Source organism: Curtobacterium sp. PhB191 (assembly GCF_004346515.1).
Classification (GTDB): Bacteria; Actinomycetota; Actinomycetes; order Actinomycetales; family Microbacteriaceae; genus Curtobacterium.
On sequence record NZ_SMBV01000003.1, the window covers coordinates 253,226 to 278,690 of the forward strand.

Here is a 25,465-nt window from a genome sequence, read left to right on the forward strand (position 1 = left end):
GAGTTCAACACGTTCGAGTTGCAGAGTCCGCGACGAGCAGCCCTCGACTTCCGCCCTAAACTATCGCAGCACGTGCCACACGAAGACAGGAAGCTGATCCACCCCATGGCCTCAGGGACCCGGACAACACCACTCATCTCCGTCGTCGTCGCTGCGTACGACGTCGAACGGTACCTGCCCACACTCCTCCGCTCGTTCGAACGACAGACAGTGGACCGGGACCTGCTGCAGTTCGTGTTCGTGGACGACGGTTCGACGGACTCGACGAGCTCGCTCCTGGACGAGTGGAGTCGGTCCGCCGGCTCCGACGTGACCGTGATCCACCAGAGCAACGCCTGGATCGCCAGCGCGAGGAACGTGGGACTGGCGCAGTCCACCGGACAGTGGGTCACCTTCGTCGACGCGGACGACGAGCTGGACGAGCGCTACTTCGAAGAGGTCGCCAAGTTCATCGACCTGCACGCCTCCGACGAGGTGGCCCTCCTCGCCGCCCACCTGCTCCTCCTGGACGACGACGGCAACGTGACCGACGGCCACCCGTCGCGCAAGCGTTTCGAGAAGGGCTCGCGCATCGTCGACATGCGCTTGGACCCGATCGTGCAGACCGGGGTGAACGCGGCGTTCATGCGTCGCGATCTCATCGAGGCATCCGGGCTCGAGTTCGACGAGCGGGTCCGCCCGACGTTCGAGGACGCGCACTTCGTGGCCCGTTACCTGCTGCGGAACCACCTGCACAAGATCGGCCTGATGGCCTCTGCGAAGTACCGGTACCGGCAGCGCGGTGACGGCAGCTCCACCATGCAGACGAGCCACGACGACCGCAGGAAGTACACCGACGTACTCCGACACGGTCACCTCGGGCTCCTCGAGGAGGCTTCGGCGATGGGGGCGGTCGATCGTTGGGTCGCCAACACGGTCCTCTACGACCTCGTCGGGTACTTCCGGCGCGAACGTGCGATCCGCTCCCCCTCTGCGCTTGCTCCGGTCGACGCCTTCGACGAGTTCCACGAACTGGCGGCAGCAGTCCTCGACAGAGTCGGCTCCGAGGCCGTTCGCTCCTTCGACCTCCTCCCGGTCGAGTTCGCCGTCCGCCGCGCGATGCTCGTGGGGTACCGGACCGATGCCGATCGTCCGAGCACCGTCAACCTTGCCCAGGTCGACGAATCCCATCAGCTCGTCCAGCTGCAGTACTGGTTCACCCGCGACATCCCCGTCGAACGGATCACGGTCGACGGTCACGAGGTCACCCCCGAGTTCGAGACCGTCCAGGACTTCGTCTTCTACGGGCGCCCCTTGGTCCGCCGACGTGTCCTGTGGATCCCTCGCGGCTTCGTCACCGAGATGCACGTCGACGATCAGCAGGTCGTCTTCGCGCGGGGTGAGGTGCCGAACCACTACGCAACGCTGACCAGACGTCAGCTCGAACCCCAGATCCTCGCGCAGCGTCGAAGGGTGGTCGATCCGAACGAGGTGGAGCTGACGAACAAACAACACGTCTGGCGGGCCGTGCGCGAGCGCGCGATCAGCACCAGGAACTCCCTGCGGAAGACCGCCATCCGGAACGCCGTCGCGCCGGCACTCGCCCGCTCGCGGCGAGCCCGCGACAAGTTCGAAGGCGCGTGGGTGTTCATCGACCGGGACACGGATGCGAACGACAACGCGGAGCACGCGTACCGGTACGTGCGACGGCACCGTCCGGACATCAACGCCTTCTTCGTGCTGAACCGCGACTCCAGGGACTGGGACCGCCTGCAGCGCGAGGGGTTCCGGATGGTCGCGTTCCGCTCGCTCGAGTGGGTGCAGCTCATGCTCCACGCTGAACACGTCGCCTCGTCGCACATCGCGGACTTCGTCACGAAGCCCCTGCCGGTGTCGAAGTTCGGCCATCCTCGCTTCCACTTCACGTTCCTCCAGCACGGCGTGATCAACTACGACCTGTCGCGGTGGCTCAACTCGAAGCGACCGGACCTCTTCGTGGTCTCGACGCCGCAGGAGCGGGACGCGATCGCGGGCCACGGCCAGTGGATCTTCTCCGAGCACGAGGTCGTCCTCACCGGCTTGCCGCGCTTCGATGCCCTGCTCGAGAAGAGCCGGTCGAAGCACGAAGCCGAGCGCGATCTCATCCTCGTGATGCCGACGTGGCGCCACTACCTCGTCGGCGCGCAGGTCGCGGGTTCCGGCGCCTGGGAGCGTGACGACCGGTTCATGGAGAGCCGTTTCGCGAAGGAGTACACGGCGCTGATGTCGTCGCCAGAGCTCCGCGCGTTGGCGAAGCGGACCGGCAAGCGCCTCGCACTCATGCCGCACCCGCTCCTCCGCCCGTACCTGACGGACTTCAACCTGCCCGACGACGTGGAGATCCTCGACTTCGCCGTGGACGGTGTACAGGACGTCCTCGCGCGGAGCGCTGCCTTCGTGACCGACTTCTCGTCGCTGGCGTTCGACGCCGCCTTCATCGACGTCCCCGTCGTGTACTTCCACTTCGACCTCCGCGAGTTCTTCGGCGGATCGCACAGCGGTCGTCGCGGCTACTTCGACTACGACGACGCCGGGTTCGGCGAGGTCACCGGCTCCGTGCAGGAGGTCGAACGTGCGATCGAGCGGATCGCCGAGGCCGACTTCCGTCCGTCGGCGACGTTCCGGGAGCGTGCACGGCGGACGTTCGTCACACGCGATGGCCGCAACTCCGAGCGCGTGATCCAGATGATGGAGTGGCTGACGGGGGGACCGCGGGCGGACGAGCCTCAGGCGGAGCCGATCGCCGACGCTCAGTCGTCGGGGTCCGTCAGCTCCCAGAACGGCGAACGCTCGACGGTCGACGCGTCCGGCTTGTAGAAGGGTTCCTTCAGCGACAGGTGCGGTCGCTCCCAGGCGACGTCCCGTCGGACGACCTTGGCCGGGGTCCCGACGGCTATGCAGTTGTTCGGGACCTGGTTGGTGACGATCGACCCGGTGCCGATGACCGATCCCCGTCCGATCGTGGTCCCGCCGAGGACCGTCACCCCGAGGGCGAGCCACACGTGGTCACCGATCTCGATCGACTTCGAGACGTTGACCCGCTTGCCCGTGCGCACGTCGAAGATCGGGTGCGCGTCGTCCGCCCGGATCTGCACGTGCGAGGCGATCATGACGTCATCGCCGATCCGCACGGTCGTCCCCTCGGTTGCCGAGATGACGCAGTTCGCGGTCGTCGAGGAGTTCGCCCCGACGAGCACGGACGAGTCCTGGCCGATCCGGATGTTCGCGACGAACGCCGGAGCGCCGTGGTTCTCAGCGATCTCGAACACGCCGTTGTCGCAGTCCATGCTCAGCACGATCCGCCCGAGGCGAGCACGTTCGTGGACCCTGATGACGTTGTTCGAGCCGCGGAACGTGATCTTCACGTTGCCCCGCTTCGGGCCGCTGTACTCGATCCGGTTGCCCCGCTCGTCCGAGTACGCCGACAGCTCCTCAACATCCGTTTGCACGGATCAACCTTAGGGGCAGCGCGGGGTCAGACGGTGGCCTCGTAGGCCGACACGACCTTCTTCGTCGGACCGATCATCTTGAGCTCGCCTTCGTTGAGCCAGGCGACCTGATCGCACATGTCCTTGACGGTTCCCATCGAGTGGGAGACGAGGATGACGGTGCGGCCCTCGTCCTTCATCTCCTTGAACTTCGTCTGGCACCGCTTGCGGAACGTCGCGTCGCCCACGGCCAGCACCTCGTCCACGACGAGGATGTCCGGGGTGACGGCGACGGCGACCGAGAACCCGAGGCGGACGTACATGCCCGACGAGTAGTTCTTCACCGGCTGGTCGATGAAGTTGCCGACACCGGAGAAGGACACGATGTCGTCGAACTTCCGCGCCACCTCCTTGCGGCTCATCCCGAGGATCGAGCCGTTCAGGAAGACGTTCTCGCGACCGGAGAGCTCGGGGTGGAACCCGGAACCGACCTCGAGCAGCGACGCCTGCTTGCCGCGGGCGGTGATCGAGCCCTCTTCGGGCCAGAGGATCTTGGCCAGGCACTTCAGCAGCGTGGACTTGCCGGACCCGTTCTTGCCGATGAGTCCGAACGTCGACCCGTGCGGCACCTCGAACGACACGTCCTTGAGCGCCCAGAAGTCCTCGTGCACGGACTTCTTGCCACGCATGACCATGCTCTTCAGCGAGTCGTTCCGCTCGTGGTACATGCGGAACCGCTTGGAGATGTGTTCGACAGAGACGGCAGCATCGGTCACAGCAGTTCAGCCAGTTTCTTCTCGTTGCGGGAGAACACGAAGTAGCCGAGTGCGAGCGACACGCATCCTGCGAGGGCGCACGCGACCAGGTCGGTCCAGTTCGGGAGACGGTTGTCGTACATGAGGTTCCGGAAGACCTCGGAGAACCGCTCGATCGGGTTGAGCTTGTAGACGTGGATGATCCACGGGTGTCCGGCCTTGTTCGCGGCGTCCTCGACGAGCGAGAGCGGGTAGATGATCGGCGACAGGTACATCCACATCTGCAGGCCGATGCCGACGAGGTGCTGCATGTCGCGGAAGTGCACGTTGATGATCGACAGGATCAGTCCGAGACCGGCGGCGAACATGGCGAGGAACACCATCGTCAACGCGATCAACGGAAGGTAGATCCAGAAGTTCGACCCCGCGATCGCGAGGGCGATCAACAGCACACCCATCTCGACGAGCCAGGTGAAGCCGAACGACCCGACGGCCGCGAGCGGCAGCGTCATCCGCGGGAAGTAGACCTTCTTGATCAGCGAGCCGTTGGCCACGATCGAGGTCATGCCCGAGTTGATGACGTTGCGCGCGAAGATCCACGGCAGCAGGCCGCACATCAGCCACAGCGGGTAGATGTTCAGTCCGCTGGGGTCACCGACCTCGAGACGCGCCCGGAAGATGAACGAGTACACGATCGTGTAGATCAGCATCGTCGCGAGCGGGTTGATCAGGGACCACAGCTGCCCGAAGACCGTGCGGCGGTACTTGCCCTTGACCTCGCGCGCAGTGAGGTTCGCCAGCAGCTCGCGCGACGACATGAGCTCGTTCAGGTACGTCATGCTTCGGGTGCAGGCTCCTCCGGGGCGCAACGGAGCGCTCCTCACAGGGATTCGGGGACGAGACATTCTCGCACAAAGGTTGCACAACGCATGTTCGACGCGGTGACTTCTGCCCGCGGCGGGTGGCCGGAGCACGAACACTCCGCAAAATCTCAGTAGAGTTGGTGGGTGATCGTCAGCTTCGCCAACCACTCGACGGCGCCCGTCAACCTCGGCGGCGCGGAGCGGTCCCTCCTCCGGTTCGTCGAGGACTGGCTGGCGATCGACCCGACGATGACCCCGACCTTCGTCACGAAGGCCCCGAAGGGCAAGTTCATCGAGGCGCTCGACGACCGCGGCTGGTCCTACGACGCCCTGCGGTTCCGCGGGTGGGCGCTGCCGAGCCCGCAGCCGGCTCCGGCGGCGGAACGTGCTGCGTTCGCCACCGTCGACTACGCCGCGGTGAACGCGATCATCCGTCTGTACGAGCGGCAGCGCCCGGACCTGGTGGTCACGAACACCCTCGTCGCACCGTGGGCGTCGTTCGCCGCCGCGGTCCTCGGGATCCCGCAGGCGTGGTTCGTCCGTGAGTACGGCGACCTCGACCACGGGCTGCAGTTCCAGACCGGGCGCGCGGGTGTCCTCGGCGACATCGGCCTGCTGTCCGGCGCCGTCGTCACCAACTCCGAGGCGATGCGCGAGCACCTGGCGCAGTACATCCCCGCCGACAAGCTCTCCGTCGCGTACCCGACGGTCGACACCGAGCGGCTCCTGGCCACGAAGGACGACGAGCCGGCGGTCGCACCGTTCCCGCAGGCCGAGCCCGGCCTCCGGATCACGGTCCTCGGCCGTGTCGAGGAGTCGAAGGGGCAGCACCGGGTCGTGGACGCCCTCGGCGCGCTGCACGAGCGTGGCGTCGCCGCGAGCGTCTGCTTCGTCGGCAGCTGGAAGCACCCCGGCGAGGACCAGCGCCTGACCGAGCGCGCCCGCGCGCTCGGCGTCGCCGACCGTGTCGTGTTCGCGGGCGAGCAGCACACGCCCGCTCCGTTCATCCAGGCGGCGGACGCCTGCATCACGCCGTCGACGATCGAGGCCTTCGGCCGCACGACGGCCGAGTACATGACCCTGGGCAAGGCGGTCGTCGCGACCCGCCAGGGCGGGAGCGCGGAGCTGGTCGACGACGGTGTCACCGGCGTGCTCGTGGACGCCGACGACGTCTCGGCCCTCGCGGACGCGCTCGCGTCGTACGCGGCCGACCCGGACACGGCCAGGAGGCACGGTGCGGCTGCTCCGGACCGGCTCGCCTCGGTCACGGGCGCAGGCCACGACAACGCGGCAGCGATCGCACGCCTCGTCGCGCTGGTCGGCACCGAGGGCTACCGCCTCCCCCAGGCCGCGCGGTACTGGTTCGAGCTCCCGGGCGCGTACGCGTCGCTCGGTGCCACGAGTGCGCGCGCCGCGCTCGGCCTGCTCGCGAACCGGGTGCGCGCCCGCTCCGGAACGGTCGGCCGACTGCTCGCCCGACCGGGTGTGGTCGCACGGAAGCTGGCGCGACGATGAGCCGCGACCGACGTCCGGTGACGATCGTCGTCCCGATCTACGACGACCTCCCGGGCCTCGAGCGCTGCATCCAGGCGCTGCTGGAGACCGTCGACTTCTCGGTCGACCGGGTCCTGCTGGCCAACGACGTCGGGCCCCACGTCGACACGATCGAAGCCCGCGTCCTCGAGCTCGTCGGCGAGCACGCCGGTTTCGAGTACACCCGCAACCCGCGCAACCTCGGGTTCGTCGGCAACTGCAACCGCGCCGTGCTCGAACTCGACCGGACCGGCAACGACGTCCTGCTGCTCAACAGCGACACGGTGCCGATGCCCGGGTTCCTCGACGAGATGACCGCGGTGCTGGCGTCCGACGACGCGATCGGCGTCGTGTGTGCGCGGAGCGACAACGCGACCATCGCGTCGTTCCCGTACGCCCGGCGCAACCCGCGTGCGACGCTGCCGCCGCGCCGGACGCGCGAGCTGCACGGCCGCACGAAGTACCTGCTCCCACGCTCGACCGTGTCGCCGGTGGCGATGGGGTTCTGCTTCCTGATCCGGCGCGAGATGGTCGACCGCTTCGGCCTGTTCGACGAGGTGTTCTCCCCCGGCTACGGCGAGGAGAACGACTTCTGCCTGCGCATCAACGAGCACGGTTTCACGTCGGTCCTGGCGAACCGCGCGCTCGTCCTGCACACCGGCTCGACGAGCTTCAGCGGTGACCGCGGCCCGTCGCTCCGGCTGGAGCACGAGCGCATCCTGCTCGAGCGGTACCCGTTCTACGCCGGCGCCGTCGCCCTGTTCCTCGCTCGCTACCGCGACGCCGTCGACGTGTTCGCCGACGCGTTCCTGCCCGACGACGACGTGGTCCGCGTCGCACTGCACGTGCCGGCGGACCTGACGAACGAAGTCGTCGCTCGAGTCCTCAACACCCTCGAAGCCGCTCCGGACGACGTGGTCGTGACGGTCATCGTCGCGAAGTCGCAGATCCGGACCGCGCGGCAGGCCTTCCCCGGGGCCGCCATCGCCGTGGGCGGTCGCCCGCGGCAGATCTTCGACGTCGCGATCGCCCTCGGCACCCTGACGACGTTCGCACAGCTCTCGGCGCTCAACGCGAACGCCCCCCGCTGGATCCTCGTCGACCCGGTGTCGCAGGACGTGCGCTGGTCGCACGCCGTCGCGAACCACCGTGCCTCGGCGATCGACCGCATCCTGCGCCGCTTCGAGAACCAGAGCACCTCCTGGCGTGGCGGCGAGGGGCTCGTCGAGCTGATCCGGATGGCGGCCGCCACCGAGATCGACCCGGCATCGCTCCGTGCCCGGTGGCACGCCGTCTCCGACATCGCCGAGGCGACGGGCCTGCTCGTCCACCGCGCGACCGTGTCGCTCCGCCGGCTCACCGCGCTGAGCTTCGGGGCGCGCAACCCCCGCGTCGTCGCGCGGATCCGCGCGATCACCGGGCGCGGCGCCTGACACGACGCACCTGCTGACGGGAGGCCCGTGGCGGCCCCGCCACGGGCCTCCCGTCAGACGGCGACCACGTCGACTACCGGACGGTGGCGTGCGACGCACGTCGCGTCCCACGCGCCCAGCTGGTGGAGCGACGCGATGCGGAACACGAGCGCCCGGACCAGCAGCTGACGCCACTCCGGCTCGTCGTCGCCGAGCGCGTCGAGCCGACCGACCGGGACCCCGTGCCAGCACACCGCGTCGACGGCCGCGATCGCGGTGCCGAACCCCGCCGGACGCCAGTACGGCGGCCAGTCGATGATCGTCGGTGGCTGCCCGTCGGCGAACAGCACGTTGCCGAGCAGGTCCCCGTGGACCAGCTGCGACGGTGCTCGGACCGGGCGGAACGCCGCGGCGAGCCGGTCGAGGGTCGGGTCCGACGGCAGCGGTTCCTCGCCCCACGCCATCCGGTCGGCACGTGCCCACGGGTCGGTAGCGGCGCTGGATGCGGTGACGGCCGTGCCGGCGCCGGGATCCGTACCGAGGAACGCGGGTCGCTCCAGGCCGGCGATCGCGCGGTGGAAGGCACGACCCGCCCGGATCACGTCCTCGACGCGGGACTCGTGAGCCGCGCCGGGCACGAACTCCCACGCCTCCCAGTCCCCCGACCGCCAGCTGCCGTCGCGGGTGGCCACGGGTCGGGGTGTGCGGAACTCGGCCGGGTACTCGGAGCCCGCTGCGTGGTCGAGTTCCGCCAGGACGCCGGCACGCCAGTCGGTCACCGCAACGCCGTCGTGCGGCCGGAGGACGATGCCCCCGGCACGCCAGGTCAGCCCGCGCCCACCCGCGAGCGGCACGGGCGTGGACCCGGCGACCCCGAAGGCACGCAGCACCTCGGCGCCGGGAACACTCCCGCCGGCTCCGGTCACGCGGTCCGCAACACCTTCGCCATCGGACGGCCCTTCGCGACCTCGTCGACGAGCTTGTCGAGGTACCGGATCTGCCGCATGAGCGGGTCGTCGATCTCCTCGATCCGGACGCCGCAGATCACGCCCGTGATGAGCGGCGCGTTCGGGTGCAGCTGCGCGGCGGCGAAGAAGCCCTCGAACGTGGTCTCGTCCGCCAGGTGCCGTGCAAGCGCTGCATCGTCGAACCCGGTCAGCCACGTGATGACGGCGTCGAGCTCGCCCTTCGTGTGGCCCTTCCGCTCCACCTTCGCCAGGTAGTGCGGGTAGACCCCCGCGAAGGGCGTCCCGAAGATCCGGTGTCCGGCCACGGTCACGCCCCCGCTACACCAGGCAGCGCGGCCCGAGCAGGCTCTTCAGCTCGCCGAACAGGTCGGGTGTCAGGTTCACCGGGAACGGCAGCTCGAACGTGCGCGCGACGTCGTCCTTCAGCAGCTTCAGGCGGACCTCGGTCTCACCCTGGTGCCGTCCGAGCACGGCCGCGAGCTCCGTCACCGTGGACGTGGTGGCCTGCCGCTCCGGCAGCGACAACGTGAGCGGGCCAGAGCCCATCGCGTCGCCGATCGCCGGCTGGAACATGCTCACTGCGTGCAGGGCCTTGCCGTCGTCGCGGACGTTCACACGACCGCGCAGGACCACGATCGAGTCGGCCACGAGCGACGGACCGAACTCCTGGTAGGTCTTGCCGAGGAACATCACGCCGATCTGGCCGCCGAAGTCCTCGATGTCGACGATGCCGTACGGGTTGCCGCTCGTCTTCGCCACCCGGTGTTGCACGCTCGTCAGCAGACCCGCGACCGTGACGGTCTCGCCCTCGACCGAGTCGTCGGCCGCGATGAGGTCGGCGATGGTGATCGACTGGTGCTTCGCGAGCTCGATCTCGAGCCCGGCGAGCGGGTGGTCGGAGACGTAGAGGCCGAGCATGTCGCGCTCGAACGCGAGCTTGTCGCGCTTGGACCATTCCGGACGGTCAGGCACCTGTGACACCGGACCGGTGGCCGGCGATTCCTCGGCGACCTCGGCGAACAGCGAGTCGAAGTCGAAGCCGACGTTGCCGTGGGCCTCGTCACGCTTGACCTTGACGGCGCCTTCGACCGCGCCCTCGTGGATCTCGACCAGGGCGCGGCGGGAGTCGCCGAACTCGTCGAAGGCACCCGCCTTGATGAGCGACTCGACGGTCCGCTTGTTCGCCGACGAGATCGGGATCTTGCGCAGGAAGTCGTGGAACGACTCGAACGCGCCCTTGTCGGTGCGGGCATTCACGATGTCGTCGACGACGTTGAACCCGACGTTGCGGATCGCGCCCATGCCGAACCGGATGTCCTCACCGACAGCGGCGAAGAAGCCGATCGACTCGTTGACGTCCGGCGGCATGACCTTGATGCCCATGCGGCGGCACTCGTTCAGGTACAGCGCGAGCTTGTCGCGGGCGTCACCCACCGAGGTGAGCAGCGCCGCCATGTACTCGGCCGGGTAGTGCGCCTTCAGGTAGGCGGTCCAGAACGAGACCACGCCGTACGCGGCGGAGTGCGCCTTGTTGAACGCGTAGTCGGAGAACGGCAGCAGGATGTCCCACAGCATCTTGATCGCCGCGGCCGAGTAGCCGTTGTCCAGCATGCCCTTCTCGAAGCCCGCGTACTGCTTGTCGAGCTCGGACTTCTTCTTCTTGCCCATCGCGCGGCGGAGGATGTCCGCCTGGCCGAGGGAGAACCCCGCGACCTTCTGCGCGATGGCCATGACCTGCTCCTGGTAGATGATCAGGCCGTAGGTCCCGCCGAGGATCTCCGCCAGGGGCTCTTCGAGCTCCGGGTGGATCGGCGTGATCGCCTGCTCGCCGTTCTTGCGGAGCGCGTAGTTCGTGTGCGAGTTCGCACCCATGGGGCCCGGACGGTACAGGGCGATGAGCGCGGAGATGTCCTCGAAGTTGTCGGGCTTCATCAGGCGCAGCAGGCCGCGCATCGGTCCACCGTCGAGCTGGAAGACGCCGAGTGTGTCACCGCGTTGCAGGAGCGCGTACGCCTCGGGGTCCTCGAGCCCCATGGTCTCGAGGTCGAGCTCGATGCCACGGTTGTTCTTGATGTTGTCGAGGGCGTCACTGATGATCGTGAGGTTGCGGAGCCCCAGGAAGTCCATCTTGATCAGGCCGAGCGACTCCGCTGCCGGGTAGTCGAACTGCGTGACGACCTGGCCGTCCTGCTCCCGCTTCATGATCGGGATGATGTCGATGAGCGGGTCGCTCGACATGATGACGCCGGCCGCGTGCACGCCCCACTGGCGCTTCAGCCCCTCGAGCCCGAGCGCGGTGTCGAAGACGGTCTTCGCCTCGGGGTCGGTCTCGACCACGGTGCGGACGTCGACGGCTTCCTTGTAGCGCGGGTGGTCCTTGTCGAAGATCCCGGTGAGCGGGATGTCCTTGCCCATCACGGGCGGCGGCATCGCCTTGGTGAGCTTCTCGCCCATGCCGAACGGGAACCCGAGGACGCGCGAGGAGTCCTTCAGCGCCTGCTTCGCCTTGATCGTGCCGTAGGTGACGATCTGCGCGACGCGCTCCGACCCGTACTTCTCGGTGACGTACTTGATCGCCTCACCGCGGCGCCGGTCGTCGAAGTCGACGTCGAAGTCGGGCATCGAGACGCGGTCCGGGTTCAGGAACCGCTCGAAGATCAGGCCGTGCCGGATCGGGTCGAGGTCGGTGATACGCATCGCGTACGCGACCATCGAGCCGGCACCGGAACCACGGCCGGGGCCGACGCGGATGCCGTTGTTCTTCGACCACAGGATGAAGTCGGAGACCACGAGGAAGTACCCCGGGAACCCCATCTGGTTGATGATGCCGACCTCGTAGTCGGCACGCTCCTGCACCTCGGCCGGGATGCCGTCCGGGTACCGGTAGTCCAGCCCCTTCGCGACCTCCTTCTCGAACCAGGAGTGCTCGGTCTCGCCCGCCGGCACCGGGAACTTCGGCATGTAGTTCGCCGAGGTGTCGAACTCGACGTTGCACCGCTCGGCGATGAGCAGCGTGTTGTCGCAGGCCTCGGGGTTGTCGCGGAAGACGTGCCGCATCTGCTGCGGGGACTTCAGGTAGAACTCGTCGGCGTCGAACTTGAACCGGTTCGGGTCGTTCAGCGTCGAACCCGACTGCACGCACAGCAGGGCGGCGTGCGACTTGGCGTCGTGCGAGTGTGTGTAGTGCAGGTCGTTCGTGCCGACCAGCGGGATGTCGAGGTCCTTCGCCAGCCGGATCAGGTCGCTCATGATCCGACGCTCGATCTCGAGTCCGTGGTCCATGACCTCGGCGAAGTAGTTCTCCTTGCCGAAGATGTCGCGGTAGTCGGCGGCGGCCTTGACGGCTTCGTCGTACTGGCCGAGGCGCAGGCGCGTCTGGACCTCGCCCGACGGGCACCCCGTCGTGGCGATGATGCCCTCGTGGTACTCCTCGAGCAGCTCGATGTCCATGCGCGGCTTGAAGTAGTAGCCCTCGAGCGACGCCTTCGACGACAGCCGGAACAGGTTGTGCATGCCCGTCGTGTTCTCGGCGAACATCGTCATGTGCGTGTACGAACCGGCACCGGAGACGTCGTCCCCACCGCCGTCGCCCCACCGCACACGGGTCTTGTCCGTGCGGTGGGTCCGGGGCGTGATGTAAGCCTCGGTCCCGATGATCGGCTTGACGCCGCCGGCCTTGGCGGCCTTCCAGAACTCGAAGGCGCCGAACATGTTGCCGTGGTCGGTCACCGCCACAGCCGGCATGCCCTGCGCAGCGGTCTCCTGCACGAGGTCGCCGAGCCTGGCCGCGCCGTCGAGCATCGAGTACTCGCTGTGCACGTGCAGGTGGACGAAGGAGTCGGAATCCGCCACGGAACCTCCGGTCGAACGAGCTGCTTGCGGGACGCGAACAGCCTAACCGCGACCGCGGACAAACCCGCGCGTGTCCGAGCGGTCCGACGCCGAGGTCGCACGACACGCCGCGCGTAGCCCGGCGAGGGTGCAGGAACCGTCGCTCGGCGGGCCCGAAGCCAGCAGATCGTGTCCCCACGGCGGTGGAGCCCGCGCGTGGCGGACGGCAGGCACGGGGCGGCGTTGCCACGGGCCTCCCGGCCGATTCTGGACGTACGGATGCGGCACGGCCATCGTTCGCCCGTCGCTCCCCCGTCGCTCCCCCCTCGAGGTTCCACAACACGCCGCGTGCGCTCCGCCGAGGTTCCACAGACCGACGCACAGCGCGCCCAGATGCCGAGATTTCGGAACCTCAGCGGGACGACGCGACCGACGCGACGACGCACGACGCACGACGCACGACGCGACACGCGCGCCCGTCAGGACGAAGCGGCTCGGATGCGGTCGAGCGCGAGGCGCAGGTCGTCGGGGTACTCCGCCTGGAACGACACCCACTCGCCGGTGCGCGGGTGGTCGAAACCGAGTCGCACGGCGTCGAGCCACTGGCGGGTCAGCCCGAGCTCCTGCGCCAGGACCGGGTCGGCGCCGTACATCGTGTCGCCGACCAGCGGGTGGCGGGTCGCGGCCATGTGCACGCGGATCTGGTGGGTGCGCCCGGTCTCGAGGTGCACCTCGAGCAGGGTCGCCGACCGGAACGCCTCGAGGGTCTCGTAGTGGGTGACGCTCGGCTTGCCGTCGGCGGTGACCGCGAACTTCCAGTCGCTCGACGGGTGCCGGCCGATCGGGGCGTCGACGGTGCCGGAGGTCGGGTCGGGGTGCCCCTGCGCGAGTGCGTGGTAGACCTTCTCGACCGTGCGCTCCTTGAACGCCCGCTTGAGGTGGGTGTACGCGAGCTCGGTCTTCGCGACGACCATGAGTCCCGACGTGCCGACGTCGAGGCGGTGCACGATGCCCGCACGCTCGGCGGCGCCCGAGGTCGCGATGGTGAACCCAGCTGCGGCGAGGCCCCCGGGCACGGTCGGACCGTCCCAACCGGGCGAGGGGTGCGCGGCGACGCCGATGGGCTTGTCTACGACCACGATGTCCTCGTCGTCGTGCACGATCGTCATCCCGGGCACGGCCGCCGGCACGATGCGCGGCGGCTCCTTCGGGGACCACTCGACCTCGAGCCACGAGTCGGCGTGCAGGCGGTCGGACTTGTCGACGGGGACGCCGTCGACCCGGACCCCACCGGCGGCGACCACGTCGGCCGCGAACGACCGGCTGAACCCGAGGAGCTTCGCGATGGCGGCGTCGACACGCTCACCGGCGAGCCCGTCGGGGACGGGAAGGGAACGCGACTCGCTCACGTGGCGTCGTGCCCCAGCGCGTCGCGTCGGTCGCCGTCGTTCGGCCTGGAGGCGCGGGTCGGCTCGTCGACAGCAGCGTCAGCTGACGAGAACGCGGCCCCGCCGTCGAGCGGCTCCGTCGTGTCCGCCTGCGCAGCGCCGCGCTTGGCGGACACCGTGCGGGACCCGTCGAGGTTCACCCCGAGGATCACCAGCAGCACGAAGACCACCATGCTGATGCAGATGAACGAATCGGCGACGTTGTAGATCGCCGGCATCATCCACGGCGTCGAGATGAAGTCGACCACGTGGCCCCGGCCGAAGCCGGGCTCACGGAAGAGTCGGTCGATCAAGTTGCCGAGCGCGCCGCCGAGCAGCATGCCGAGCACGACGGCCCACCACATCGACCGGATCCGACGCGAGTAGATGATGATCGCGACGACGACGGCCGCCGAGATGATCGAGAACACCCACGTCATGTTCACCGCGAAGGAGAACGCCGCCCCGGGGTTCCGGACGTACAGGAACTGGAGCGCCCCGCCCAGGATCGGGACGGGGGTGCCGTACGGCAGGTTCGCGACGACCAGTGCCTTCGCGACCTGGTCGAACGCCACCACCACGACAGCGGCGAAGGCCAGTGCCGCGATAGCGCGGACACTGACCTTCGCTCGTGATGCTGGTCGCGACAACGTCAGTTGCCGAAGCCCTGCGCCGATGCCGGCGCCGGGGTGAGACCGGACTGCTCGTTCGAGGAGTCGAGCTCGGAGAGCTGCCCCTGGATGTAGCTCTTGAGCTGGGCGCGGTAGTCGCGCTCGAACGTCCGGAGCTCGTCGATCTTGCCCTCGAGCTGGCGCTGCTCCTGCTCGAGCACCTGGACACGCTGACGGTTCGTGTTCTCGGTGTCGGCGATGATCTGGCGCTGCTTGGCCTCGGCCTCGGAGACGAGACGCGCTGCCTGGGCGGTGCCCTCGGCGATGAGCGCGTCGCGCTTCTCGACGCCTTCGCGGACGTGCTCCTCGTGGAGACGACGCGCGAGCGTCAGGAGGTTCGTGGTGCCCTCGGTGTCCTTGTCCGCCGGGACCGTGGTCGCCGGGGCGGCCGCTGCGACCGGAGCGGGCTCGGGAGCCGCCTCGACCGGGGCCGGCACGGGCTCCGGCTCGGGTTCTGCCGCGGGAGCGGGCTGCTCGGCCTGCGCCGACTGCGGGGCCGACTCGGCCGCCTGCAGGCGCTGACGGAGCTCGTCGTTCTCCGCGGTCAGGCGACGCAGCTCGACCACGACCTCGTCGAGGAAGTCGTCGACCTCGTCCTGGTCGTAGCCCTCGCGGAACTTCGTCGGCTGGAACCGCTTGTTGACTACGTCTTCCGGCGTCAAAGCCATTGCCGTCACCTCAATAGAACTGCTGAACGTGTGGAACCACTTGCGTCGTGACCGAACCTACCAGTCACCACGTGTGGTGCGGATGCCGCGCCGGAGGCGAGCATCGATCCCGACCACCGTACACCGACGACGGGGAGGAACGACGACCACTGCATCGGCGCGGCGCGTGTCGCGGACCTGGATCGACCCTGGATCGGGTCAGACCGCGACGGCGATGCCGTTGACGACGACCCGGGCGATGATCACGACGAGCATGACGATCGTCCAGCCGAAGTCGAGTGCCACCGGCCCCATGCGGAGCGGCGGCAGGACCCGCCGAACCGCGCGGATCGGCGGATCGGTGATCGTGTAGACGAACTCGGAGACCACGAGCAGTCCCCCGCGCGGCCGCCAGGACCGGTTGAAGTTCTGCACGAGGTCGAGCGCGAACCGCCCCCACATGACGAAGAAGTACAGCAGGAGGGCGAGGGAGATGATCCCTAGGATCACGGACACGATGGGGCTCGCTCGTCTCGGGCGAGTGCCGTCATGCGACGACGCTCACGGGCGGGTGGCCGGGGGACGGCTCAGGACTGGGCGAAGAAGTTCGCCTCGATGTCGGACTCTACCTCAGCCGGCTCACCGCTCACTGCGACGTGTGCGGGCGACAGCAGGAAGACCTTGTTGGTGACGCGCTCGATCTTGCCGTACAGGCCGAGCGACAGGCCGGAGGCGAAGTCGATCATGCGTCGGGCGTCGTTCTCGGTCATCTGCGAGAGGTTGATGATGACGGGGATCCCGTCGCGGAAGCTCTCGGCGATGGACTGGGCGTCCTTGTACTCGCGCGGGTGGACGGTGAGGATCTCGTTCATTTCCTGGACCGGGGTCGCCTTCTGTGCGGTCGTGTGCGAGCGGCGGAGCGGAGTGACCTGGGCGCCGCGCTGGTGGGTGTGCGTCTTCGCGGGAGCGGCGGCCGGGGCCGCTGCCGGAGCTGCGGCGGCCGCGGGAGCGTCCGCCGGGGCGGGGGCATCCTGCGGTGCTGCGGCCGGAGTGGCGGGAGCCTGCTGGCGCGCGGGCGCGGCCTGCTGCGGCTGCTCGTCCTCGTAGTCGAGTTCCTCGTCGGCGAGGCCGAGGTAGACCATCGTCTTCTTCAGCGGGTTGGCCATGGTTCCTCCGGAGGTTGGTGCACGTGGATGCCCTGCAACGAGGCTAGGGTGCCGCCGGCCGATTTCGCGTGATTGCGGTACCGATCCGCAGGTGTGTCGCGCCCTCGAGCACGGCGTCGGCGTAGTCGCCGCTCATGCCGGCCGAGATGTCGGTGGCGCCGGGCTCGAGCGCCACGACCCGGTCCGAGATCGCCCGCAGCCGAGCGAACGCCGCACGGGGCTCCTCGTCCAGCGGCGCGACGGCCATGACCCCGCGCAACCGGATGGTGCCGGTCTCGAGCACGCGTGCGGCCATCGCCTCGACGTCGTCCGGTTGCACGCCGCCGCGGCCGGGGTCGTCGGTCAGGTTGACCTGCACGAACCCGTCGATGAACGGTGGATCCGGCTCGGCCTCGGTCGGTGCGAAGGCATCCACGACCGACGTGCGGTCGAGGGACTGCACGACGTGCGCGTAGCGACGGACCTGCCGGGCCTTCTTCGACTGCAGCTGCCCGATGAAGTGCCAGGTCAGGTCGAGGTCGGCGAGCTCCGCGGCCTTGACCTGTGCCTCTTGGTGGCGGTTCTCCCCCACGTCGGTGACGCCGAGTGACGCCAGCGCACGGACGAGTGACGCCGGGTGGTACTTCGTGACGACGATCAGCGTGAGGTCGTCGGCCGAGCGCCCTGCGGCGCGCGCCGCGTCGGCGATGCCGCTCCGGACGGACGCGAGACGCGCCTCCAGTCCGTCGTCGTGGGACGAGGCGGACGGGAGGCGCGGATCACCTGCCATGGAGGGGTTACTTCAGGAAGTCGGGGACGTCGAGCTCGTCGTCGTCGTCGAACGCCGGGTCGGCGGCGCGCTGCACCGGCGGCTGGTGTTCCTGCGAGGCCCAGGAGGGGCTCGACGTGCTGGAGTCCTCGATCGCACCGGTCGAGGCGGCGACGGGGGCCGTCGCGCTCGACTCGGGGTCGACGTAGCTCGAGCGACGCTCCTTCTGCTGCTGCGCCGGCTCGCCGCCGTCGAAGCCCGCGGCGATGACGGTCACGCGGACCTCGTCGCCGAGGGTGTCGTCGATGACCGCACCGAAGATGATGTTCGCCTCCGGGTGCACGGCTTCCTGCACCAGACGCGCGGCGTCGTTGATCTCGAAGATGCCGAGGTTCGAGCCACCCTGGATCGAGAGCAGCACACCGTGCGCTCCGTCGATCGAGGCCTCGAGCAGCGGCGACGCCACGGCGAGCTCCGCGGCCTTGATGGCGCGGTCGGCACCCCGGGACGAACCGATGCCCATGAGCGCGGAACCCGCACCCTGCATGACGGACTTGACGTCGGCGAAGTCGAGGTTGATGAGGCCCGGGGTGGTGATGAGGTCGGTGATGCCCTGCACGCCGGCGAGGAGCACCTGGTCGGCGGTGGCGAAGGCCTCGACCATCGAGATGCCGCGGTCGCTGATCTCGAGCAAGCGGTCGTTCGGCACGACGATGAGCGTGTCGACCTCGTCCTTGAGCCCGGCGACGCCGTTCTCGGCCTGCGACTGACGACGCTTGCCCTCGAAGCTGAACGGCTTCGTGACGACGCCGATGGTGAGCGCGCCGATGGACTTGGCGATGCGGGCGACGACGGGCGCACCACCCGTGCCGGTCCCACCGCCTTCACCGGCGGTGACGAAGACCATGTCGGCACCCGCGAGGGCCTCTTCGATCTCTTCGGCGTGGTCCTCGGCGGCACGACGGCCGACCTCGGGGTCCGCGCCGGCGCCGAGACCGCGGGTGATCTCGCGGCCGACGTCGAGCTTGACGTCGGCGTCGCTGAGCAGCAGCGCCTGGGCGTCGGTGTTGATCGCGATGAACTCGACGCCACGGAGGCCGAGTTCGATCATCCGGTTGACGGCGTTGACGCCGCCGCCGCCGACACCGACGACCTTGATGACGGCGAGGTAGTTGTGGTTCGTGGTCACGTCAGTCAGGCCTCCGGTTGAACCCTCAACCTCTACTTGAAGTTCAGGGGCAATGCTGGTAGATGTGGTGCTGGCTCCGACGCTACGGGTGGGTTCCGCGCACTGTCGCCCCGCCACGCCGCGTGTCGCCGATCAGGTCGGCAATTCAGTCCTTCGCGCGGATCACGCCGTTGTCCGGTGCCGACACGTCGTACTCGACGACGACGCCCGGGTTCCGCGCCGCGTGGTCCTTCACCAGGGCGGCGAGCAGCGCGGCCTTCGTGTCGGAGTCGTCGGGGCTCCCCCACACGACGGTCGAGCCGTCCTTGAGGGTCAGGGTCACGTCGTCGGCGGTGGACCCGGCGACCCGCGTGACCTGCGACCGCACCGTCGAGGGCAGCGCCAGCACGACCTCGGTCATGGTGCGGAAGCTCGAGGACCCGAGGCGCGCGCGCGCGATGTCGGCGAGCGGCATCGTGGCCGGACGCTTCGGCGACGACTGCACGACGATGCCGGCCGGGTCGACGAGGTCGAACGAGCTGCCGGACTTCACCGCGACGACGGGCGTGCGCTCGGTCACCGTCACGACGAGGGTGTGCGGCGGGGCCTCTTCGGTCACGTAGCTCTCGATGAGCGGGAAGCCGGCGATGTCCTGCTTGATCTCGTCGAAGTCGAGCCGCGCGAGCGGGGTGCCGATCTGGTCGGACAGGGCCTGCCGCAGCGCGGTCTCGTCGACGCGGTTGGTGCCCTTGACCTCGATCGTCTGCAGGGCCATCAGCGGCGAGAACACCGCCACCAGGATCGAGACGCCGAGCACGAGCACGATGCCGGCCGCGGTGATCCACGCGGCGCGACGGTGGCGACTGCGCCGGGTGAACCGCCGCACCTCGGCCCGCTCGAGCAGGCGACGGCGACGCTTCGCGATGCGCGCCTCACGCGCGGTCTCGGCAGCGCGGACGCCGGCACCGATGGGTGCGTCGTCGTACTGGACCGGCCGGGAGGCACTCCCCGCGTCGAGCACGTCGGTCACGGTCGCGTCGTGGTTCCGTGCACTGCCCGCCGCGCCCCCGGACGGTCGTCGCGCCCCGTCTCCTCGGGGCGCGTTGCCCGCGTCGGGGCGCGGGTCGCGGTGCTCCTCGTCCGGTGTGTACTCGCGCAGGCGGTCGGCGACGGCGCCGAAGCCGGCGCCGACGCGGCGGCCGGCCGCGCCCGCGAGGGCGCCGACGCGGTCGCGCGTCGAGTCTGCGGCATCGGTGGTCGGTTCCGCGCCCGCGGACGGCCGTCGCGCCCCGGTGCTCGGGGGCGCACCGACCGCTGGGGGGCGCGATCCGGAGGAACCGGGTGCGGGAGTGGCGGCCGGGGCCTCGTCGACCGCAGCCGACTCGTCGGGCGCGGGACGGGCCTCCCGGTCGTCGGGTGTGCGCCCGCGGAACGGGAGCCGCGGCATCGAGGGGCCACGACGCTGCCGGGGCGCGTCGGCGCCCTCGACCGGGGCGTCCCTGCGGGCGTCCCCCTCGTCGAACCCCTCGGGTCGCCTCACCGGCCCAACGCTCCCAGCACCTGCGGGATGATCCGGTACACGTCACCGCAGCTGAGCGTCATGATGATGTCGCCGTCGCGGGCGACCGCGGCGGCACGGGCGGCGGCCTCGTCCCAGTCCGGCAGAAACTCCACGCGGGTCTGGTCGGCGAAGCGCTCCTGCACCAGGGCGCCGGTGACGCCTGGCTCCGGGTCCTCGCGCGCGCCGTAGACGTCGAGGACGACCGTGTGGTCGGCGAGCTCCTCGTAGACCCGCGCGAAGTCACCGGCCATCAGACGGGTGCGGGAGTACAGGTGGGGCTGGTGGATCGCGATGATGCGGCCGTCGCCGACGACGTTGCGGGCGGCCTTGAGCGCCGCGGCGACCTCGGTCGGGTGGTGCGCGTAGTCGTCGTAGACCGACACCCCGCGCTCGACACCGTGCAGCTCGAAGCGGCGCTGGGTGCCGCCGAAGGCCTCGAGCCCGCGGATCGCGTCGGCGGCGCTCACGCCCAGGCCGGTCAGGACCGCGAAGGCACCGACGGCGTTGATCGCGTTGTGCCGGCCCGGCACGCGGAGGGTCAGGTGGTGTGCCTCGCCCGCCGCACGGAAGTCGACCTCGACGCCCGCGGCCTCGATGATCCGCTCGATGCGCACGTCGGCGTCGACGGCCTCGCCGAAGGTGACGACCTCGGGGGCGTCGGCGCGCGCGCGGATGCCTGCCGTGACGGTCTTCGCACCGGCGTCGTCGCTCGAGATGACGACGCGCTCGCTCGCCTTCGCGGCGAACTCGACGAACGCCTCGGTGAAGGCCTCCTCGCTGCCGTAGTGGTCGAGGTGGTCGGCGTCGACGTTCGTGATCAGGGCCACGGCGACGTCGTAGAGCAGGAACGAACCGTCGGACTCGTCGGCCTCGACCACGAACAGGTCGCTCGAGCCCGGCGCCGAGCTCGTGCCGAGCGACTGGATGACGCCGCCGTTGACGAAGCTCGGGTCGAGGCCGAGCTCGACCATCGCGGTGACGATCATGCCGGTCGAGGTGGTCTTGCCGTGCGCGCCGGCGACCGCGACGAGGCGGTGCTCGGCGATGAGGGCGGCGAGGGCCTGTGACCGGTGCAGCACCGGCAGGCCGCGGCGCTGCGCCTCGAGCAGTTCGGGGTTGTCCGGCCAGAGCGCGCTCGTGACGACGATCGTGTCCGCATCACCGACGTTCGCGGCGTCGTGGCCGATGTGCACCGCGGCGCCGAGGTCGCGCATGATGCCCGTCGTCTCGGTCTCGCGGGAGTCGCTGCCCGTCACGCGGTGGCCGGCGGCGAGGAACATCCGGGCGATGCCGCTCATGCCGGCGCCGCCGATGCCGACGAAGTGCACGGTGCCGAGGTCGTCCGGGATCGGCTGCGTCAGGTCCGGCTTGATGGTCATGGTTCCTCCGTGGTGCTGGCGGCGCCGTTGCCTCGTGCGGTTCCTCGTGCGGTACCTCGTTCGGTGCCTCGTGCTGCGTCCAGGACGAGGTCGGTCATCCGGTCCGCGCCGTCGCGGTGTCCGACGCTGCCTGCCCGGACCGTCATGTCCGCGATGCGGGCCCGGTCCTGCAGGATGGTCAGGAGCTGGAACGTCACCCAGTCGGGGTCGAATTCCCCGTCCGCCACGAGCACTGCTCCCCCGGCGTCGACGACGTCCTTCGCGTTGTGCCGCTGCTCGCCGTTGCCGACAGGGTACGGCACGAGCACGCTCGGCAGCCCGACCGCGGTGAGCTCGCAGACCATGCCGGCGCCGGAGCGGGACACGACGAAGTCGCTCGCCGCGTACGCCAGGTCCATCCGGTCGCAGTAGGCGAGCACGTGGTAGCTGTCGAGGTCGCTCGGACCGATGTCCGACGCGGCACCGACGACGTGCAGGACCTGCCAGCCGGCGCCCACGATGGTCGCCGCGGACTTGTTGATCGTGCGGTTGATGCTGCGGGCGCCCGAGGAACCACCCGTGACGAGGAGCACCGGGCGAGTCGGGTCGAGCCCGAACTCGGCGAGGGCCTCGGCACGACTGGCACGGCGGTCGAGCGACTCGATCTCGCGCCGGAGCGGCATGCCGACCACCCGGCCGTGCCGCAGTCGGGTGTTCGAGAAGGTCAGGCCGACGTGCTCGGTGAGGAACGCGGCGAGGCGGTTCGCCAACCCCGGCTTCGCGTTCTGCTCGTGCACGACGATCGGGGTGCCGGTGCGTCGGGCCGCGATGTACGCCGGCGCCGCCGCGTAGCCGCCGACGCCGAGGACGACCTCGACCTCGCGCTCGCGGATGATCTGCTCGGTGCGCTTGACGGCCGCGGCGAAGCGCTGGGGGAAGCGCAGGGCCGCGCCGTTCAGCTTCCGGGGGAACGGCAGGCGCGGGATCGTCAGGAGCTCGTAGCCGCGCATCGGCACCAGGCGGGACTCGAGGCCCTCGGCGGTGCCCAGGACGAGCACCTCGGCATCCGGCTCGCGCTCGGTCAGCCGGTCGGCGACCGCGAGCAGGGGGTTGACGTGTCCGGCGGTGCCCCCGCCGGCGAAGAGGTACTTGCTCACCGGAGTCGTCCGTTCGTGGTGGCGCTGTCGAGGGGCGGGTTCGTGGTGCGCGGGTCGTTCTTCCCGGGCAGGTCTCGGGCGAACGACAGCACGACGCCGATCGCCACCAGGGTCATGATGAGCGCGGACCCGCCGGCCGAGATCAGCGGCAGTGGGACGCCGAGGACCGGCAGCAGGCCGAGCACCACGGCGATGTTCACGAGCGCCTGGCCGATGATCCACGCCAGGATGCCGCCCGTGACGGTCTTCACGAACGGGTCGCGGGACTGCCGGATGATCTTGATCATGCCGACGGCGAGCACGACGAACAGTGCGAGCACGACGACGGCACCGATCAGGCCGAGTTCCTCGCCGATGATCGCGAAGATGTAGTCGTTGTCCGCCTCGGGCAGCCACGACCACTTCGCCTTGGAGTTGCCGAGTCCGACGCCGAACACGCCACCGGACGCCAGCGCCCACATGCCGTGCACGGGCTGCCAGCACAGGTCGGCGTACTGGTTCGAGTCGGTGCAGCCGGACAGCCACGCGCTGATGCGCACCTGACGGGACGACGACGCCATCGTGACGAACGGCAGCATGACCGCCATCGCCGCCAGGCCGACGAGCAGGTGCCGGGCGCGGGCCCCGCCGACGTAGAGCGCGCCGAGGACCAGGATGAGCATGATCATCGCGGTGCCCTGGTCGCCACCGAGGATCACGAGGCCGAGCGACAGGAGCGAGGCGATCCCGATCGGGATGAACACCTCTTTCCAGTCGTCGAGCTTGTCGCGCTTGACGTACATGATCGCGCCGATGCCGAGCACCAGGCCGAGCTTCACGACCTCGGACGGCTGCGCGGTGAACGAGCCGATGCCGATCCAGTTCCGGTTGCCCTGGACGTCGATGCCGAGCGGTGTGTACACGAGCAGCTGCAGGACGAGGGCGGCACCGAGCAGCCGCATCGCCCACTTCCGCCACAGCCGTGTCGGGATCCGGCTCGCGACGAGCATGAGCGGGACGCCGAGGACGGCGTACAGCCCCTGGCGGGACGCTGCGCCGAAGAAGTCGTGCGTCGCGGCGTACTGCTCGACGCTCGACGACGACAGGACCATCACGACGCCGAAGACGACCAGGAAGAGCGTGACGCCGAGGATCGTGTAGAAGGTGCTGGACTCGGCGACGAAGACGTTCTTGACGGCGACGAGGGCGCCGTTCGTGCGACGCGGGTTGCCCGTCGCCGGCGTGCTACGACTGTTCGGAAGATCCGTCGTCGCCATCGGCGTTGCCTCCCAGGTGCTCGTGGACCGCCGCCGCGAAACGACGCCCCCGGTCGGCGTAGGAGCCGAACTGGTCGAACGACGCAGCCGCCGGGGCGAGGAGGACCGTGTCGCCCGGCCTCGCGACCGATGCGGCATGCCGGACCGCCTCGGGCATGACCTGATCAGTGTCCGTCGTCTCCACCTGGAGCACCGGCACCCCGGACGCGTGTCGCGCGAATGCCTCCAGGACGGGGGTCCGGTCGGTGCCGATCACGACGACGGCACGGACCTCGGGGCCGAAGCGTGCGACGAGCCCGTCGACGTCGACGCCCTTGAACAGACCGCCGACGATCCACACCACGGTGTCGAACGAGGCGAGCGAGGCGGTGGCGGCGTGCGGGTTCGTGGCCTTCGAGTCGTCCACCCACGCGACGCCGGCCGACTCGGCCACGAGCTCCGTGCGGTGGTGGTCGGCGCGGAAGGCCCGGACGGCGGACTGGATCGCACTCGGCTGGACGGTGCCGGCACGGGCGAGGGCCGCGGCGGCCAGGACGTTCATCGTCATGTGCGGGCTGGCGAGCCCGGCGACCTCGAGGTCGGCGAGGGTCGACAGCTCGAGCGCGCTGTTCCGACGGTCCTCGTTGAAGGCGCGGTCGCACAGGACGTCCTCGACGATGCCGACGTCACCGGGCGCGGGCACCCCCGGCGTGAAGCCGACGGCACGGCAGCCCTCGACGACGTCGGCGTCCTGCACCATGTCGCGCGTGACGTCGTCGGCGGTGTTGTAGACGCACGCCATCACGGTGCGCTCGTAGACCTTGGCCTTCGCGGCGCGGTACGCCGCGGCGGAGCCGTGCCACTCGAGGTGGTCGTCGGCGATGTTCAGGCAGGCGCTCGCGAGCGGCACGACCGCGCCGTCGCCCGAGGTCGCCATGTAGTGCAGCTGGTGGCTGGAGAGCTCGACGACGAGCACGTCGTAGCCGTCCGGGTCGCGGACGACGTCGAGCACCGGCACGCCGATGTTGCCGCAGGCCACGGCACGCAGGCCGCCGGCCTCGTACATCGCGGTCGTGAGCTGCGTCGTGGTGGTCTTGCCGTTCGTGCCCGTGATCGTGATCCACGGTGCGGCGACGGGGCCGCGCACGACCTTGTCGCGCACGCGCCAGGCGAGCTCGATGTCGCCCCAGACCGTGCTGTTCCGGACGGACCACTCGACGGTCGCGTTGTGCGGCGGCAGGCCGGGCGACACGATGACGACGTCCGGTGCCTGCTCCTGCAGCGCGGCCGGCACGGCGTCGAGCGGCGTCTGCACGAAGCGCGCGCCGATGACGTCGAGCAGGTCGACGTTGTCCGACGGCGCGTCGGACGAGTAGACCGTCACCGCACTGCCGAGCTCCACCAGGGTGTCGGCGACCGAGAACCCGGTCGCGCCGAGCCCGAGGACGGCGACGTTCAGGCCCTTCCACCCCTCGGAGTACCAGCTGTCGAGGGACTGGAGGCGGGAGGACGTGGACAC

At 69.6% G+C, this 25,465-nt stretch carries 21 protein-coding genes; 3 read left to right on the forward strand and 18 right to left on the reverse strand.

Annotated features, from left to right (window positions below; genetic code table 11):
* Positions 1-105: 105 nt before the first annotated feature.
* A complete protein-coding gene (locus tag EDF48_RS06900; RefSeq protein ID WP_131878982.1) occupies positions 106-2,835 on the forward strand; it encodes a CDP-glycerol glycerophosphotransferase family protein in 2,730 nt (909 codons plus the stop codon).
* Here the strand turns inward: EDF48_RS06900 and EDF48_RS06905 are convergent.
* Genes EDF48_RS06905 through EDF48_RS06915 form a run of 3 tightly spaced genes read right to left on the reverse strand, consistent with a single transcriptional unit; the run spans position 2,769 to position 5,040 of the window.
* Positions 2,769-3,467, reverse strand: a complete 699-nt coding sequence (locus EDF48_RS06905) for an acyltransferase (RefSeq protein WP_243698055.1) — start codon at positions 3,465-3,467, stop codon at positions 2,769-2,771. The two genes, EDF48_RS06900 and EDF48_RS06905, sit on opposite strands and share 67 nt — an antisense overlap.
* 26 nt (positions 3,468-3,493) lie before the next feature.
* On the reverse strand, positions 3,494-4,174 hold the full coding sequence (locus EDF48_RS06910; protein ID WP_110892815.1) for an ABC transporter ATP-binding protein: 681 nt from the start codon (positions 4,172-4,174) through the stop codon (positions 3,494-3,496).
* Between the two features lie 44 nt (positions 4,175-4,218).
* Complete coding sequence (locus tag EDF48_RS06915; RefSeq protein WP_111103526.1) at positions 4,219-5,040, reverse strand: ABC transporter permease; 822 nt, start codon at positions 5,038-5,040, stop codon at positions 4,219-4,221.
* Positions 5,041-5,208: 168 nt separating this feature from the next.
* On the opposite strand from EDF48_RS06915, the gene EDF48_RS06920 reads away from it, so the two are divergent.
* Together EDF48_RS06920 and EDF48_RS06925 are read left to right on the forward strand one after the other, a co-directional pair.
* The gene (locus EDF48_RS06920; protein ID WP_131878983.1) at positions 5,209-6,579 is read left to right on the forward strand and encodes a glycosyltransferase family 4 protein; all 1,371 of its coding nucleotides are present in this window, start codon (positions 5,209-5,211) and stop codon (positions 6,577-6,579) included.
* The gene (locus EDF48_RS06925) at positions 6,576-8,030 is read left to right on the forward strand and encodes a glycosyltransferase family 2 protein (RefSeq protein WP_131878984.1); all 1,455 of its coding nucleotides are present in this window, start codon (positions 6,576-6,578) and stop codon (positions 8,028-8,030) included. The genes EDF48_RS06920 and EDF48_RS06925 overlap by 4 nt, the downstream gene beginning before the upstream one ends.
* Before the next feature lie 53 nt (positions 8,031-8,083).
* On the opposite strand, the gene EDF48_RS06930 is transcribed toward EDF48_RS06925, so the two are convergent.
* The 15 genes from EDF48_RS06930 to murD all read right to left on the reverse strand — a co-directional run bounded on the left by EDF48_RS06930 (position 8,084) and on the right by murD (position 25,465).
* Entirely contained in the window at positions 8,084-8,935 is an 852-nt protein-coding gene (locus EDF48_RS06930; RefSeq protein ID WP_131878985.1) for a hypothetical protein, read from the reverse strand.
* The gene (locus EDF48_RS06935) at positions 8,932-9,282 is read right to left on the reverse strand and encodes a DUF2200 domain-containing protein (protein WP_131879175.1); all 351 of its coding nucleotides are present in this window, start codon (positions 9,280-9,282) and stop codon (positions 8,932-8,934) included. The genes EDF48_RS06930 and EDF48_RS06935 overlap by 4 nt, the downstream gene beginning before the upstream one ends.
* A 13-nt stretch (positions 9,283-9,295) precedes the next feature.
* Complete coding sequence (dnaE, locus tag EDF48_RS06940) at positions 9,296-12,829, reverse strand: DNA polymerase III subunit alpha (protein ID WP_131878986.1); 3,534 nt, start codon at positions 12,827-12,829, stop codon at positions 9,296-9,298.
* Positions 12,830-13,287: 458 nt separating this feature from the next.
* On the reverse strand, positions 13,288-14,217 hold the full coding sequence (locus tag EDF48_RS06945) for an RluA family pseudouridine synthase (protein WP_123938308.1): 930 nt from the start codon (positions 14,215-14,217) through the stop codon (positions 13,288-13,290).
* The gene (gene lspA, locus EDF48_RS06950) at positions 14,214-14,885 is read right to left on the reverse strand and encodes a signal peptidase II (protein ID WP_279387365.1); all 672 of its coding nucleotides are present in this window, start codon (positions 14,883-14,885) and stop codon (positions 14,214-14,216) included. The genes EDF48_RS06945 and lspA overlap by 4 nt, the downstream gene beginning before the upstream one ends.
* A 2-nt stretch (positions 14,886-14,887) precedes the next feature.
* On the reverse strand, positions 14,888-15,574 hold the full coding sequence (locus EDF48_RS06955) for a DivIVA domain-containing protein (RefSeq protein WP_165932339.1): 687 nt from the start codon (positions 15,572-15,574) through the stop codon (positions 14,888-14,890).
* A gap of 198 nt (positions 15,575-15,772) precedes the next feature.
* Entirely contained in the window at positions 15,773-16,069 is a 297-nt protein-coding gene (locus EDF48_RS06960) for a YggT family protein (RefSeq protein WP_111085780.1), read from the reverse strand.
* 71 nt (positions 16,070-16,140) lie between these two features.
* Positions 16,141-16,719, reverse strand: a complete 579-nt coding sequence (gene sepF / locus EDF48_RS06965) for a cell division protein SepF (RefSeq protein ID WP_123292468.1) — start codon at positions 16,717-16,719, stop codon at positions 16,141-16,143.
* Between the two features lie 43 nt (positions 16,720-16,762).
* On the reverse strand, positions 16,763-17,488 hold the full coding sequence (locus EDF48_RS06970) for a YggS family pyridoxal phosphate-dependent enzyme (protein WP_131878987.1): 726 nt from the start codon (positions 17,486-17,488) through the stop codon (positions 16,763-16,765).
* 7 nt (positions 17,489-17,495) lie between these two features.
* Positions 17,496-18,656, reverse strand: a complete 1,161-nt coding sequence (gene ftsZ / locus EDF48_RS06975; RefSeq protein WP_111085783.1) for a cell division protein FtsZ — start codon at positions 18,654-18,656, stop codon at positions 17,496-17,498.
* 145 nt (positions 18,657-18,801) lie between these two features.
* Positions 18,802-20,175, reverse strand: coding sequence for an FtsQ-type POTRA domain-containing protein (locus EDF48_RS06980; protein WP_131878989.1), 1,374 nt, complete (start codon positions 20,173-20,175; stop codon positions 18,802-18,804).
* On the reverse strand, positions 20,172-21,575 hold the full coding sequence (murC, locus tag EDF48_RS06985) for a UDP-N-acetylmuramate--L-alanine ligase (RefSeq protein WP_131878991.1): 1,404 nt from the start codon (positions 21,573-21,575) through the stop codon (positions 20,172-20,174). The genes EDF48_RS06980 and murC overlap by 4 nt, the downstream gene beginning before the upstream one ends.
* A complete protein-coding gene (gene murG / locus EDF48_RS06990; protein ID WP_243698056.1) occupies positions 21,572-22,711 on the reverse strand; it encodes an undecaprenyldiphospho-muramoylpentapeptide beta-N-acetylglucosaminyltransferase in 1,140 nt (379 codons plus the stop codon). Before murG ends, murC begins: the two co-directional genes overlap by 4 nt.
* Positions 22,708-23,967 carry a putative lipid II flippase FtsW gene (gene ftsW / locus EDF48_RS06995; RefSeq protein ID WP_131878993.1) on the reverse strand — a complete coding sequence of 420 codons (1,260 nt, stop codon included), beginning with the start codon at positions 23,965-23,967 and terminating at the stop codon, positions 22,708-22,710. Before ftsW ends, murG begins: the two co-directional genes overlap by 4 nt.
* The gene (gene murD, locus EDF48_RS07000) at positions 23,936-25,465 is read right to left on the reverse strand and encodes a UDP-N-acetylmuramoyl-L-alanine--D-glutamate ligase (RefSeq protein ID WP_131878995.1); all 1,530 of its coding nucleotides are present in this window, start codon (positions 25,463-25,465) and stop codon (positions 23,936-23,938) included. The genes ftsW and murD overlap by 32 nt, the downstream gene beginning before the upstream one ends.